General features: G+C 39.4%; 9 protein-coding genes. All 9 read right to left on the bottom strand.

All coding sequences use genetic code 11. The features are described from left to right. Positions 1-68: 68 nt before the first annotated feature. Positions 69-2,465, bottom strand: coding sequence for a glycosyl hydrolase family 28 protein (locus tag ACQ334_RS23525; protein WP_430990737.1), 2,397 nt, complete (start codon positions 2,463-2,465; stop codon positions 69-71). A gap of 232 nt (positions 2,466-2,697) precedes the next feature. After that, positions 2,698-3,528: a 5-dehydro-4-deoxy-D-glucuronate isomerase gene (kduI, locus tag ACQ334_RS23520; RefSeq protein WP_430990736.1), complete on the bottom strand. Its 831-nt coding sequence runs from the start codon at positions 3,526-3,528 to the stop codon at positions 2,698-2,700. A gap of 141 nt (positions 3,529-3,669) precedes the next feature. Beyond that, positions 3,670-4,440, bottom strand: a complete 771-nt coding sequence (locus ACQ334_RS23515; protein WP_430990735.1) for an SDR family NAD(P)-dependent oxidoreductase — start codon at positions 4,438-4,440, stop codon at positions 3,670-3,672. Positions 4,441-4,649: 209 nt separating this feature from the next. Next, complete coding sequence (locus ACQ334_RS23510; RefSeq protein ID WP_430990734.1) at positions 4,650-5,693, bottom strand: Gfo/Idh/MocA family oxidoreductase; 1,044 nt, start codon at positions 5,691-5,693, stop codon at positions 4,650-4,652. A gap of 150 nt (positions 5,694-5,843) precedes the next feature. After that, entirely contained in the window at positions 5,844-6,632 is a 789-nt protein-coding gene (locus ACQ334_RS23505; protein ID WP_430990733.1) for an SDR family oxidoreductase, read from the bottom strand. 132 nt (positions 6,633-6,764) lie between these two features. Further along, the gene (locus tag ACQ334_RS23500; RefSeq protein WP_430990732.1) at positions 6,765-8,633 is read right to left on the bottom strand and encodes a pectinesterase family protein; all 1,869 of its coding nucleotides are present in this window, start codon (positions 8,631-8,633) and stop codon (positions 6,765-6,767) included. Positions 8,634-8,654: 21 nt separating this feature from the next. Further along, on the bottom strand, positions 8,655-9,617 hold the full coding sequence (locus ACQ334_RS23495; protein WP_430990731.1) for a pectinesterase family protein: 963 nt from the start codon (positions 9,615-9,617) through the stop codon (positions 8,655-8,657). 71 nt (positions 9,618-9,688) lie between these two features. Further along, the gene (locus ACQ334_RS23490; RefSeq protein ID WP_430990730.1) at positions 9,689-11,554 is read right to left on the bottom strand and encodes a RagB/SusD family nutrient uptake outer membrane protein; all 1,866 of its coding nucleotides are present in this window, start codon (positions 11,552-11,554) and stop codon (positions 9,689-9,691) included. 22 nt (positions 11,555-11,576) lie between these two features. Next, entirely contained in the window at positions 11,577-14,819 is a 3,243-nt protein-coding gene (locus ACQ334_RS23485) for a SusC/RagA family TonB-linked outer membrane protein (RefSeq protein ID WP_430990729.1), read from the bottom strand. Positions 14,820-14,910 lie beyond the last annotated feature (91 nt).

Genomic DNA, 14,910 nt, shown 5'->3' with positions numbered 1-14,910 from the left:
TAAATCCGCCCTTCTTTTATTTTTAGCCGGGTGAGCCACTCTTTAAGGAGTGACCCACCCTTACTACCCTATTTACTTTTCCCTTTGCTTTTCTTTTTCTTTACTTCAGCTGCAGGTTGAGGGACCGCCCAACTTACTGCAGCATCAGTAGCACCAAAACCGGCCTGCAATTTTTGCTTTGCTTTTGTTACATCGGTATTTAAAATACTCACTGCTTTTGTTCTATCTCCCTGCACCATCGCCAACACCTCTGCACTGTCTTTATACTTCAGGTTATTGATTGCAATATTATCACTGTTTAAAATGTACGCAACCGGTTTCGTGTTCTTGCTGATCATGGTAACATTGTTCAATGTAATGTTGCTGGCTTCCTGAATATCGATGCCTTCATCAGCTTGTAATACGGCATTTTCTATCAATACATTTTTTACATGCATTTCAGGAATACCTCTTACAAAAATTCCTTTTGATGCGCCATTGCAGGTAATATTTCTAAAATAAAAATTCTGAAACTGTGGTGTACTTTCATCGACAGGTTTCATTTCCACAACCGGTGGCTCTCTTTTTTCTCCTGCTAAAACCACCGGGTCTTTCGCCATGTAGTACATATCAAACAAGATGGCTTCAGCAGCAATATCCTTCATATTGATATTGTTAACGTAAATATTTTCTACCATACCTCCACGGCCACGGGTGGTTTTAAAACGCAAACCAATATCAGTGCCGATAAAAGTACAGTTACTTACAAACATATTATTGGTGCCGCCGCTCATTTCGCTGCCAATTACAAATCCTCCATGTGCATGATACACCACACAGTTTTTAACGATCACGTCTTTTGTTGGCAACCCTTTTTTCCTGCCCTCTGCATCACGGCCACTCTTAATACAGATACCATCATCACCGGTATCAAAATGACAATCTTCCACTATAGCACTTTTGCAACTCTCTAAATCCAATGCATCTGTGTTGGTACCAAACCATGGATTTTTTACAGTAAGGTTCCTGATGGTAATATGCTCACTGGCATTGATATGCGTTGTCCATGCCGGAGAGTTCTCAAATGTTACGCCTTCAATCAAAATATTTTTGCATTGAAAAATCCTGATCATATTAGGGCGCAGGTAATCTTTCACGTCTTCAAAATCCTGCAATGTTTTTCCGCCTGCTAATTTTCCTATGTTATTGGTTAAAGAACCCTTCAGTGCTTTTTCGGATGAGTACCATGTTTTTTTAGCTTCGTTCAATACACCGCCATAAGTTTTCTGATGGGCTTTCCATTGGCTTTCTGTCATTTTATCTTTACCTATCGGTCTCCAGTAAAAACCATTGCCATTAATGATCCCTTCGCCGGTTATTGCAATATTTTCCAGGTTCTCTGCTGTAAAAGGTGATTGGCATCTTGCAGCATCCACACCTTCGAATGTAGAAGCCACTAACGGATACTGATTAAAATCGGAAGTGTAAATAATCAATGCCCCTTTATCTAAATGTAAATTGATATTGCTCTTCATAATGATAGGGCCGGTTACAAAACTTCCTCTTGGCACTACTACTGTTCCGCCTCCGTTCTTTACACATTCATCAATGGTTTTATTAATGGCAGCTGAATTTAAAGTCAACCCATCAGCAATAGCACCATAATTCACAATATTGAAAGTATCTTTTTTAAAATGTGGTGTATAGATTTTCGGTAATTCAAAAGCATATTTTTCCTTAAAATCGGATGGCGCCAAATATTTCGCCATTGGCAGCTTCTGATCCTTTATAGCCTGGCAAACCAGTGATGCCATAGATGCTGCACCATATTCGCTGAAGTGTGTGTTATCTTCTTTTGGTTTTTTATCTTTAAAATGATCAGCAGGAATATGCAGGAAGAAACGTTTGCTGTTTTCAAATCCTTCTTTTAATATTAATGTTTCGCTGCTTTGGTGCAAATCAATTACGGCCACATTCATTTGTGTACCTACTTCTTTAACCACGCCAGGATAATCACCATGAGAATCCACAAACTTACCGGTAGAATCGAAACTGCGGCGCATTACCGGGGTGATTAAAACAGGGGTTGCTCCCTTACTTCTTACATCATTGATAAAACGGACCAGGTTTTCTTTGTACACAGTATGTGCAGGTGCACCAACTTCAGGTTTATCTATTTTTTCATCATTATGCCCAAACTGTATCATTACAAAATCGCCGGCTTTTAAACGGCTCATCACAGTATCCCAGCGATGTTCATTAATAAAACTTTTTGTACTGCGGCCATTTACTGCATGGTTTTGTATTTCCACATCATTAGTAAAGTAATTTGGAAATAATTGCCCCCAGCCTCTTTCAGGGTTATCCTCTAAAGGTTTGTTGGCACAGGTACTATCGCCAATTAAAAAAATGGTTGGCTTTTTATCAGGCAGCATAAAAGCAAAGCTGCTGAAGGTTACAAGCAATATCGTTATGTACTTTTTCATGTTTTTATTTCCCACGAAGGCGCAAAGGCCACAAATTTTTATTTAATAAATTCTGTATTGTTCAATATAGATTTAATGTACAAGAGTCCCGCCAAATCGGGATGTTCCATGCGACGCCAACCTGCCTGCCGGCAGGCAGGTGAAGATGAATAAAGCGTTGCAGCCCGTTCAAAAAAAAATAAAGAACTTTTCTCAACCGCCGTCGGGGCTTAAAGCCGCCAACGGGGTTGCGTTAACGTAAATCATTTATGTTTACCGGATCCATATCGGTATAAATAAAATTCTCCCCGGCCATGCCCCAGATGAAACCATAGTTACTGGTACCGCATCCGCTATGAATACTCCACGGCGGAGAAATGATGGCTTCGTCATTACTTACCACCAAATGTTTTGTTTCGTTGGGTTGCCCCATCAGGTGAATGATCTTTTGATTTTCCGGCACATCAAAATAAAAGTACGCTTCCATCCTGCGGTCATGTACATGCGTTGGCATGGTATTCCAAACACTGCCTTCTTTTAAAATGGTTAAGCCCATTACCAGCTGGCAACTTTTTAATCCGTCAGCATGAATGTATTTATAGATCGTTCTTTGATTGGCTGTAAACACCGCTCCCATTTCTGTTGGCGAAGCTTTTTCTTTTTTCATCAGCTGCACTTTGTAAGCTGCATGAGCAGGCGCACTTAACAAATAAAATTTAGCCGGTGTTTTTTTTGATTTGCTTTTGAAAGAAACTTTCTGGCTGCCTTTACCCATGTATAAGCAATCCAGTCTGTTTACATCGTAAGCTTTACCATCTACAATTATTTCACCATCGCCACCTACATTGATAGCGCCCAATTCTCTGCGTTCTAAAAAATAATCCGCCTTTAAACTATCGTATGTTGGCAATGCTATTGCTTTAGTGGTGGGTACCACGCCGCCAATGATCACTCTGTCGTAATGTGAATAGACAAAATTTATTTCGCCTGGCTTCATAATATTTTGTACTAAAAAATTACTGCGTAATTCTTCAGCGTTCATCCTGCTTACTTCGGCCGGGCTGTTGTGGAATCTTATTTGCATGTGTTTTATTTTATCGTGAATAGTGAGAGGTGAGTCGTGAGTGGTAGCATTTGATAGCTACTGCTTTTATATCACATTACACTTTCAATATTCAAACTTTATACTTTATTTACTTTTTACTTTATTTACTTTGCACTTCCTCTATCTTCCCATCCATCCGCCATCAACTGTAACAATGCTGCCATTCAAATAATCGCTGGCCTTGCTGGCGAGAAAAACTGTTACGCCTTTAAAATCTTCTGTCTCACCCCAACGGTTAGCCGGAATTCTATCTAATATTGATTTGCTGCGAACAGGATCGGCACGTAATGCTTCAGTATTATCTGTAGCTATATAGCCTGGAGCAATACCGTTTACATTAATACCTTTAGATGCCCATTCATTAGCGAAAGCTTTTATTAAACTGGCAATAGCGCCTTTACTGGCTGCATAGCCGGGCACATTAATACCACCCTGGAAACTTAATAAAGAAGCAGTGAAAATAATTTTACCACTCCCCTGTGCAATCATTTTTTTACCCACTTCACGGGTAATGATGAATTGTGCATCAAGATTAATGGCAATTACTTTGTCCCAGTATTCATCACTATGTTCTGCTGCAGGGTTGCGCATGATGGTGCCTGCATTGTTCACCAGGATATCGATCTGAGGATTTTCTGCTACTACTTTTTCCGTAAAATTTTTGAGGGAAGGCCTGTCATCAAAATCACATTGATAGGCTTTAAATGTTCTGCCCAATGCAGTCACTTCTTTTTCTACTTCGCTGCCGCTTAAGGCAAGATTGGCGGATACACCAATAATGTCTGCGCCTGCTTCAGCTAAACCAATAGCCATTGCTTTACCAATTCCTTTATTACATCCTGTTACCAATGCCGTTTTTCCATTCAGCTTAAAATGGTCTAAAATATTCATTTTTACAATCGTTTAGGAACATCAATTTTACCACTATATTTCAAGGGAAAAAACTATTAAAAGGGCTTTATTTACGCAATCGTTCCCGATAACGTTTACTTACAAAATGCATCTTACTTTATTTCCATAAATCCCTTGTAACCTGTTGTTTTTTTAGCGCCTAATACCAGGTAACCGATTCAAAAAAAGGAACTAAAAACCTTCTTGTTTTACAGGTTAATCACTCTTTTTTCCTGGTTACTTTGGTAGGCTTTTTCTATTACCCTGATCACGTCCCTGCCTTCTTCAGCCGTCACCGGCAAATCAGCGCCGGTGGTTAAGGCTTTATAAACACCATCATAATAATCCATATAATTTCCGTTGGCAGCAGGAAGGTATTCACGGATCAGCTGGCCATCTTTTTCTGTATGTAATAACCCCATTTCATTTTCCGGTTCTTTGCCCCAATTGTCCATATCCGGATTTAAGCCAGCTTGCAAAGCTTTTTCCTGTACATCTGTCCTGGCTTTAATGAAAGAACCTTTGGTGCCGTGCAATGCGTAGGAAGGCAATGGCTCTCTTACAACATAACTAGCTTTTATCCGCACTCTCATTGAAGTATAGAATAAGAGCAGCTCCATATAATCATCCACCAAAGAAATTTTTCTTGCAGCGTAGATATCTGCAAAAACCGCTTCCGGCATACCGAATAATTGTAATGCCTGATCAATCAGGTGTGCGCCAAGATCGTACAATAAACCTGTACCGGGACCGGGTGTTTCTTTATGCACTTTAGGACTCAATATTTCACTGAACCTGTCGAAGTGAAATTCGGCTTCCACTATATCGCCGAGCCAGCCTTCATTAACTACTTTCTTTATGATTTTATAATCACTGTCGTACCTGCGGTTTTGGTAAACGGATAACAATTTATTTTTTTCTTTCGCTAAAGCGATCAATTCATCACATTCTGTAACGGTAATACAAAATGGTTTTTCTACAATTACATTTTTATCTGCCAGCAACGCTTTTTTTGCAAGGTCAAAATGTGTAAAGTTGGGTGTATTTACAATTACCAGCTCAATAGCTTCATCACTTAATAGAGCTTCATAAGTATCAAAAGATTTTATGGAAGGATATTTTTCTGCAGCCGTTTTTTTACTTCTTTCCCATACACCGTATAATTCGAAGCCTTTGTGTAAATTTAAAAAGGGTGCATGAAAGACCCAGCCACTCATTCCGAAAGAACACAATGCGGTTTTAATAGTTTGCATGATCGTTGTTTAATACACCATTAATATTGAAACCACTTCGTGGTTTTGGTTCGCCACAGATGGCACAGATTACACAAATTAATTCATTGCTTTTTTCTGTGTAATCTGTGCCATCTGTGGCAAAACTATTTTGTTGCGAAGCAATAAAATCTACGCATTTGCCAAAGCCCTATCCAGGTGCACATAGCCGCCATCTACATAAACTAATTGCCCTGTGGTATGGCTTGATTTAGAAGATAATAAAAAGGCTACCGCATTCGCAATTTCTTCTGCTGTCGTCATCCTGTTTTCCAAAGGAATTTTTGCTTCTATCTCTTTTAATTTTTCCTGTGGATTAGGCAATGTTTCAATCCATTTGGCATACAAAGGTGTAAAACATTCTGCCACCACTACTGCATTTACCCTGATACCATATTTCAATAATTCCACTGCCCATTCTCTTGTTAATGCATTTCTTCCACCATTGCTTGCTGCATAGGCTGAAGTATTGCCCTGGCCTGTATCAGCAGTCTTAGAAGTGATATTTACAATGGCCCCTTTTGATTTTATTAATTCAGGCAATGCATGATGTGCCAGTAAATAATAATGCACTAAATTTTTATGCAATGATGCCATAAACTTTTCGTAATTGCCGCTCTCTAAACCAACGCCATCATTTACACCGGCGTTGTTTACCAGGCCATCAATACGTTTAAATTTTTCAACTATTTCTTTTATTGCTTTTTCACATTCAGCAGGCTCCGATAATTCGGCCACTACCTGGAAAGCTTTACCACCAGTGGCTTCAACAGCAGCAACTGTTTTTAAATTATCAGCCTCGTTACGGCCAATAATTATTGTTACAGCGCCTTCTGCTGCCAATACTTTTACAATGCCTTCGCCAATGCCTTTGGCACCGCCACTTACGATAATCACCTTATCTTTTAAATGTAAATCCATATGTGTTTGTATTATACTTCAAATGTAGTTTAATGCGCAGGCAAAATGTATGCAATCGTACAATTATTTTGTAAGATTACAATTTTACGACATTGCACTATCCTGTACCTGTATGATGAGGAAATTGTGCTGTTACCAGCGGTTGATCCAGTTCCTTAATCTTTCCAGCCAGTTATCGTCGGTGGTTTTATTATTCATACCAAAACCGTGGCCACCTTTGGGATATAAATGCATTTCGGCCGGTACATTATTTTTTATGCAGGCTTCATAATACCGCAGGCTGTTCTGTACTGGTACAGCACCATCATCTCCTGCCTGTACCAAAAAAGAGGGCGGTGTGTTTTTGGTAACCTGCAATTCGTTACTAAAAAAATTTGTTTGTTCAGTGGTGGCTTTGGTGCCAATTAAATTATTCCGGGATCCTTTATGAGTGATCGTACTATCAAAACTTATAACCGGGTAGATGAGTATGGCAAAATCGGGACGAACAGAAGTAGTATCATTATTGTTAGCATCTGCTTTAAAATTAAAATGTGTGGCTGCTGTTGACGCTACATGGCCTCCGGCCGAAAAGCCCATGATGGCGATTTGTTTGCTGTTGACGCCCCATTCTTTAGCATTGCTTCTTACCAACCGGATTGCCTGTTGTGCGTCTTGTAATGGCGCCAGGCTTTTATCTATATTAAAACTATCATCAGGTAAGCGATATTTCAGCACAAAAGCTGTAATACCCCAGCGGTTCATTTCTTCAGCCACTTTTGTACCTTCTTTATCAAATGCTAAAATGCTGTAACCACCACCCGGACAAATGATCACTGCTTTACCATTGGGTTTTGCCGGTTTAAAAATGGTAAGTGTTGGTGTACTCACTTTTGCAATCCTTGTTACATTATCTTTAAAAGTAGCATTTTCCCTGTCAGCAGCACCCGTTGAATTAGGTACGCCATTTTTGTATAACGGTATTTCCAAAGCTGCTTTATTCACAAATAGAGTTTTATCAAAAGATTTTATAAGCGGCCTGTTAAACCATGCATAGCCATTTGAATCCACAGCCTTAACATAGTTGTATATAACAGGCAGATTATATAAATTAACCTGTGATTTATTTAATTGTTTTGCCCATTTTGCCCTGTTCGTAATTACTGCTCCGTCACCTGTATTTTTATATTCTGCATAATAAACAGTTTTTTCATTGGCAGGATTGTTCCAGTTATCCCAACCTTCCGGCGCTATTACCTTTGGCAAATTACAATTAATAAAAACTGTTTTGGCATTGGTGCGCCAGGGCCGTCCCAAATATAATTTTGTTACCGCACTGTCTGTAATAATTTTACAATCTAAAAAAACAAACCCGTACGATTTTCCAACACTTGTGCTTGCTGCTGTAATGAATGAATTGGTCTTGCCTTTTATAGTACAGTTTTTAAATACTGCAGTAGCGGGACCAAAAATAAAATCTGTGGTGCCTTCAATATAACAGCTGTCAAATAACTGGTTTGATTTTTCGCCACTGGCAAAAATGGTATCCTGGTTGCCCAGGAATTTACAATTTTTAAATACCGCTTTATCGGCATCAACATACAATGCTACCGCCTGCCCTACAGCGCCTGCATTATTAGCGAAAGTAATATTCTCTGCCCGGAAACGATTGCCGGAAATTTTTGCTGTGTAAGAAGTAAAAGTTGTTAATTTCCCTTTGCCGGAATAATCATTAAAAACAATGATGGTACTATCCACACTTTCTCCAATAAAATTCACATCGGTATTATTAGCCGGCAATTCAATTTTTTCGTTGTACACCCCGTTTTTAATATACAATGTAATTGGTGCCAATGGATACACCCTCATGGCATCAATAGCATCCTGTATAAATAAATAATCCCCTGTACCATCTTTGGCAACAGTAAATATATATTTGTATTGCTGAGGATTAGCGGTTTGCGCAAAAATATTTACATGGCTTAAAAACAGCAATGCAACAAGTAAAAAATTTCTTTTCATGATACTGTAATTTAGTTTCTTTTATTGTTCCGGATTCCAATCTCCAAAAACATTTTTTAAAGTATAGGCTTTGGCTTCTTCGTCCGTTAACTGTTTACTCCAATCCACTCTTTTTGTGATATCTGCCGATGGGCCGTAATTTTTATATTCAGCATAACGGGCAGTTTTGTAGCTGTCTGTGTTGTTCCAGTTGCTCCATCCTTCAGCACGTATGTGCTGACCGATAAAGCAATGCATATAAACCACTGCTGCATAAGGTTTCCATGGCCTGCCTAATGAAGCACTGTGTACAGATGTATCTCCCGTTACTACACAATCATTAAAAATATAGCCGAATGTTTTTTCTTTTGCAGTGGATGCTGCAGTAACATGCGAATTCTTTTTACTGTGGATATGGCATTGCTGAAACCAGGCTGTTGCGGAGCCAAAAATAAAATCAGTAGTACCTTCAATATAACAGTTGTTGTAATACTGCCGGCTTTTATCACTGTTAGTAAATAATACATCCTGGAAACCGATGAACCTGCAATTTGTAAAGATTGCTTTATCGCCATCCGATTCTACAGCAACTGCCTGCCCTGCTGTAAAGCCTGCATCGTTTTGGAAAGTAATATTGCTGGCAGAAAAACTATTGGCCTTAATTAAAAAACTATAGGAAGACCTTGTATTAATGGTATCTCCTTTTGGTGATGCTTTTCCGGTATGATCATCATAAGTAAGAATGGTATTAAATTTATCTTCTCCAATAATAGTTACAAAATTCTTCGAAGTATCCAGCAATAATTTTTCTTTATAGATTCCGTTCTTTATAAAAATAGTTATTGGCTTTTTATTATTGAAGGGAATAGCATTGAATGCTTCCTGCATTGTTGTATAGTCACCGCTGCCATCTTGTGCAACAGTTTTTTTGGTTTGTTGTGCTGTTGATTGCAAAGCAAATAGCAATCCAAATAAGAATACCATTTTTTTTACTCCCCTTTTCATTGTGTATTTTTTAAAAAAGGCTGCCACTGGGGCAGCCTTCAAAACATAAACGATTAATGAGAAAAACTATCTTAATATCCCGGGTTTTGTGTTAAGTTAAAATTGGCATCCCTTGCTGGCTGAGGTATAGGGCTCAATTCTGATTTACCAGCCGTATAGCCTGTGGCATACCTGCCTAAAGATGAGGTTGTACCTGCAGTTGCAATAGCGCTGCTAAGCCAAACTACTTTGGTAGTACCGGCAGGCGTGGCTGTTGGCGCCGTTTTATACAAAGAGTTTTTCCAGATACCATTGATATTATTATCATCCGAAACTGTTGTGGTAATATAATACATGGCAATGGGAAGTGTTGCTGATTTGCAATAAGAAGGGAAACCAGCCATGTAGGAAGGATCTGCCATTGCAGTTAATGTAGACATTTTTGTCATGTTAGCTTTTGAATCAGCAATTGCAGCCCCTAATAAATTCCAGCGTATCAGATCAAATTTACGTACTCCTTCGCCGCCGAGTTCCAAAGAACGTTCTCTTACCAGCGCAGCAAAAAACGTGGCTTTATTTAAACCGGCCAGGTCTATAGTTGCGTTTGGTGTGGCAATGGGTTTTCCGTATCCTCTTCTCCTTACCTGGTTAATTGCATCATAAGCGATTGTTGTTGGGCCATTAATTTCATTCTCAGCTTCTGCCAGCATAAGTAACACATCCGAATAGCGCAATATCTGCCACTTCAAGCCAAGGTATTGCACAGCATTGGTAGGCGAAATAGTTGGATTTGTAACCCAGTCTCTTCTATATTTACCATCGCAAATGGCAGTAATAGCTTGTCCGATTTTAGTAGCACCATTAGCTGCAACATTATAAGGAGCGCAAGTAACATCCCTTCTCAGATCAGTAGAATCAAAAAGATAAAAATAATTAGGCAGTACATTGATGCTTTTATTTCCAAGTGCATTTACTGTTGGTCCGTTGTAATAACCCAGTTTGGTATCTTCGGCTCCTGTTAATCCGATAGCGCTTGCCTGGAACATTAGTTCTCCGTTGGGATCTGCAAGAGCATGAGCGCAAACCTGGTCTTTCCACAAAGATTTAAAACTAGGATTTAAACTATGCTGGGCAGAATTCACAATATCTGTACATTCAGCTTTCGCAATCTGGTAATAAGTTAAATAGTCTGAACTACGTTGCATAGTAGAATTCTGGCGTAAAGAATACCCGCCCCTGAACAATGCAACTCTAGCCCTTAAACCTTTCACTGTACCTTTTGTAATTCTTTCGTCTGCAGGGTCTCCTATTGCAGCCACTTCGTTGCGCCAGGGCACCAGGTCTTCCGCAGTTTTCAGGTCGGCAAGTAAATGATCGTATAGTGTATCCGTACTGGTACGTTTAGGAAACGGGTTGGTTAGTGCAGTTGCTGAAGCTGATTGAAAGTGCGCCGGTAAATCTCCCCATATCATCATTGCTTCCAGGTAAAACTGTGCCCTTAAAGTTAACGCCTCCCCATACATTCTTTGCAATTGCTTTTTTTGCTGATCACTACCGGTTTTATACATTTCCATGTTGGGTATATTATCAATACAGTTATTGGCAAACTCAATACCCTGAAACAACTGGTTGAATGGAGAGTTTAATTGTGCATTGGTGGGAGTAGCGGTAAAACGTGCTATATCCCTTCTGTCTGCATCACCAGCCCCGGTTGGGCCCTGCATTTCATCATTATCAACTGTATAGTACAAACTTAAACGGATACCAAAGCCCTGGTCTCCTACCAGCCTGCTGTACACACCGGCAATGGCTTTATAGGTGGAGTTTACATCACTAAATACTACGGAAGCATCCACTTCTGTAATAGGTGTTTGCTCCAGGTATTTTTTACAACCGCTGATCACTATCAGCAGGGTTGCCATAGCCACAATTGATATTTTAAAAAAATTCTTGTTCATATAAAAAGATTTATTACGTTAATTAAAATGAAGCATTGATACCAAAAATATAAGAACGGCTCTTTGGATATGCTGAATAATCCAAACCGGGAGTTAACGGGCTGTTTCGCACACTAACTTCAGGATCGTAACCGCTATAGTTGGTAATGATAGCTACATTATTTGCAGTAAAATAAAACTTCAGTTTACTCATGTGCAATCTGGTTAAACGGTTAACCGGCATATTATATCCTACACTGATATTATTAATACGTAAGAATGAACCATCTTCAATAGCCCAGCTGCTGGGATAAAATGCGCCGGCACTTTTTATTGGCTGCCATATTGTGGCGTTGGCATTTAATGCATTCAGCTGATCGGGGCTGAAACCATAAGCAGTATTTCCTATTACCCATTGTGTAGTTTGACCGCTTGCATTTACAATTTTCCACCGGTTAGCCATAATCGCAAGCAGGTTTGAATTATTAGTATAAGCGTTAGTTAATTCCACTTTGTTAGCGTTGTACACATCATTGCCATAAGAGAAATTCACAAAGGCACTCAACTCCCAACGCTTGTAAGTAAACTGCTGGTTTAAACCTCCGGTAAATTTAGGCGTTGGATTACCAATAATTTGCCTGTCGTAAGTCAGGTCTATTACTCCGTCAGGCTTGCCTGCAGGGCCGCTGATATCTTTAAATTTTACCATTCCCGGCTGCACTACACCTATTACACCAGTAGCATTGGTTACACCAGATTTTAAAGTATAAGCACCCGTAGCGGAATTATAATCAAAATCAGCCGTGGTATAAAAACCATCATTTACCAATCCGTACATTGATCCAACAGGGTCGCCGATCCTAATAATATAATCTGTTGGCTGGCCAGAAACACCCCAGCTTGCAGCAGGGAAGAAACTGGTTTGATTAACACCTAATTGTTCTACTTTATTTTTATTGCTGGAGATATTAAAGGTAGCGCTCCATGTAAAATCTCTTTTGTTAACGATCTGCCCATTCAACTGTAGTTCAATCCCTTTATTTCTTGTTTTACCTACATTCTGTAATTGGGTAGAATATCCGTAAGTAGAGGCAATGGGAACATTCAGCAACAGGTCTTTCGATTCGTTACTGTATACATCCACACTTAAACTCAGCCTGTTCTTTAATATAGCAAGATCAAGACCCAGGTTTTTGTTTAAAGTTGACTCCCATTTTAAAGTTGGGTTAACAAGCCCGGCAGAATAATATGCCAATACAGCCTGGTTATTGATACCATAGAAATAAGTACCGTTGCTGCTGAATGTAGAAATGTACAGGTAATCAGGGATACGGTTATTTCCGGCAACACCCATACCCGCCCTGAATTTAAGGTCGGTTATAAAGTCAACATTCTGTAGAAATTTTTCTTTCTTCACACGCCATGCCAATGAAGCTGCAGGGAAGTACCCCCATTTATTTCCAGGCCCGAATTTAGATGCACCATCTGCACGAACATCAACACTTGCCAGGTATTTATCTTTAAAACCATAGCTCATTCTGCCAAAGAATGATAGGTTGGTGTATTTTGATTTCGTAAGTCTGGGAAAGCCTGTAAATGAAGTACCATTCTGTGGATTCAATAAAGCCGCAACCGGGGGAATAAACAGAGGAAATAATTTATACGACCTGTTAGATACTGTTGTATTTAGCTGGTAAGTTTCTTCGCCAGCCAAAACACTGAAATCATGTTTTTTCCTGAACCCTTTTACGGTATAGGTCAGCACATTCGAATTAGTATACGTTCTTGTAAATGTACTGTCCAGGCTGGTTACAGGTCTTTGCGCTCCCTGCGTAATAGCAATTGATGTACTGGAATCACTGAACTGCCAGTCGTAAAATTTATTATACACATACCCCACCGTTGACCTTAAACTTAAATTTTTAAGTATGTTATAGGTATATGTTAAACTGATATTATTATTCTTAGTAGTTTTTTGCCTGTATTCTGCGTTAGCATAGAGAATAGGATTAAATAATAATAACCCATTTCCTGCACTGGGATCACTAAATTGATCTGCATCAGTAAGTGCCTGGTTAGGCATTAGGAAAGGCCTGTATTTGATTGTATTTCTCAAACGGTTATACGAAGTTCCGTTTTCAGAAGAGATCCCGGCTCCAAGCACTTCCTGTTGTGTTAACCTGGCGCTGATACCTATTTTCATTTTACTATTGATCTTATAGTCGCCTCTGAAGTTAGCTAAGTGTCTTTTGTAGGATGAATTGATCACAATAGCTTTGTCTGAATTGAAAGTATAGCCGATATTGTAAGTAAATCTATTAGAACCTCCTGATAAAGAAAGATTATGAGTTTGCGTAAATCCTGTTTTACCGTACGTCTCTTTCTGCCAGTCAACTGCCGGTACGTTTTTATATACATTCAGGGTATCCCATGTGGTACCGTAGTTTTTTCCGAATGTGGTACTGTCGGTACCACTACCTCTCGACCTCTCAGACTGGTAATAAATAAAATCATAAGGGCTTAATACATCCAATTCTTTAGCCAGCTTTTTGATACCGACAAAACCATTATACAATACTTTTAATTTGCCTTGTTTGCCACTTTTGGTGGTTATTACAATTACGCCATTACCACCTCTAGCTCCATAAATAGCTGTAGCTGCTGCATCTTTTAATACATCAATACTTTGTATATCCTGTGGAGAAAGAACATTTAAAGCATTCTCCATTTGAATTCCATCCACAATGTATAATGGAGAATTATCCTGTGTAATAGAAATTCCACCACGAATTCTGATCCTGATGGCTGCATCAGGTGACCCCTCTGCAGTAGTGGCGGTAACACCAGCCAACCTGCCATTCAGCGCCTCAGCAGCAGAATTAATAGGGATGTCTTTCAGATCTTTAGCTCCGATTGACGAAACGGATGCCAGCAAGTCCTTACGCCTGATGGTCTGGTAGCCGATCACCACCACGTCTTCCTGGGTGATGGCTTCTTTTTTTAACTGAACTGTAATAAAGGTTTCAGTAGTCACTGGAACAGTTTTGCTGCCATATCCTACTGAGGTAAAAACAAGATTAACAGCATTAGAGCTGGAAAGCGAAATAGAAAAGTTTCCTTCCTTGTCTGTCTGAGTGCCTCTCGGGGCATTTTTTGAAACAACGGTGACGCCGGAAATAGCCGCACCATTTTCATCCGTAACCTTACCCTTAATGGTTTTATTTTGCGCCAAAAGTGTAAAAGGCAGAATAAAAAAGATTGTGAGCAGTACTAACAACTTATTCATATAGCAGTATTTAATTTACAAAATTATGAGCAGCATTATCTTTTTTCGGGGAGAAAATCAACCAAATGCTGCAGCAATCAATACTCAATGT

It is taken from the genome of Ferruginibacter sp. SUN106 (assembly GCF_050611765.1).
Lineage (GTDB): Bacteria > Bacteroidota > Bacteroidia > Chitinophagales > Chitinophagaceae > Ferruginibacter.
Note: the sequence above shows the minus strand (reverse complement) of the source record. Positions and strands in the feature narration are given on the sequence as shown.

Bases quoted from the DNA above. Each gene is read 5' to 3' on its own strand.
- kduI (WP_430990736.1), bottom strand. From the start codon at position 3,528: ATGCAAATAAGATTCCACAACAGCCCGGCCGAAGTAAGCAGGATGAAC.
- ACQ334_RS23495 (WP_430990731.1), bottom strand. From the start codon at position 9,617: ATGAAAAGGGGAGTAAAAAAAATGGTATTCTTATTTGGATTGCTATTT.
- ACQ334_RS23505 (WP_430990733.1), bottom strand. From the start codon at position 6,632: ATGGATTTACATTTAAAAGATAAGGTGATTATCGTAAGTGGCGGTGCC.
- ACQ334_RS23515 (WP_430990735.1), bottom strand. From the start codon at position 4,440: ATGAATATTTTAGACCATTTTAAGCTGAATGGAAAAACGGCATTGGTA.
- ACQ334_RS23525 (WP_430990737.1), bottom strand. From the start codon at position 2,465: ATGAAAAAGTACATAACGATATTGCTTGTAACCTTCAGCAGCTTTGCT.
- ACQ334_RS23510 (WP_430990734.1), bottom strand. From the start codon at position 5,693: ATGCAAACTATTAAAACCGCATTGTGTTCTTTCGGAATGAGTGGCTGG.
- ACQ334_RS23500 (WP_430990732.1), bottom strand. From the start codon at position 8,633: ATGAAAAGAAATTTTTTACTTGTTGCATTGCTGTTTTTAAGCCATGTA.
- ACQ334_RS23490 (WP_430990730.1), bottom strand. From the start codon at position 11,554: ATGAACAAGAATTTTTTTAAAATATCAATTGTGGCTATGGCAACCCTG.
- ACQ334_RS23485 (WP_430990729.1), bottom strand. From the start codon at position 14,819: ATGAATAAGTTGTTAGTACTGCTCACAATCTTTTTTATTCTGCCTTTT.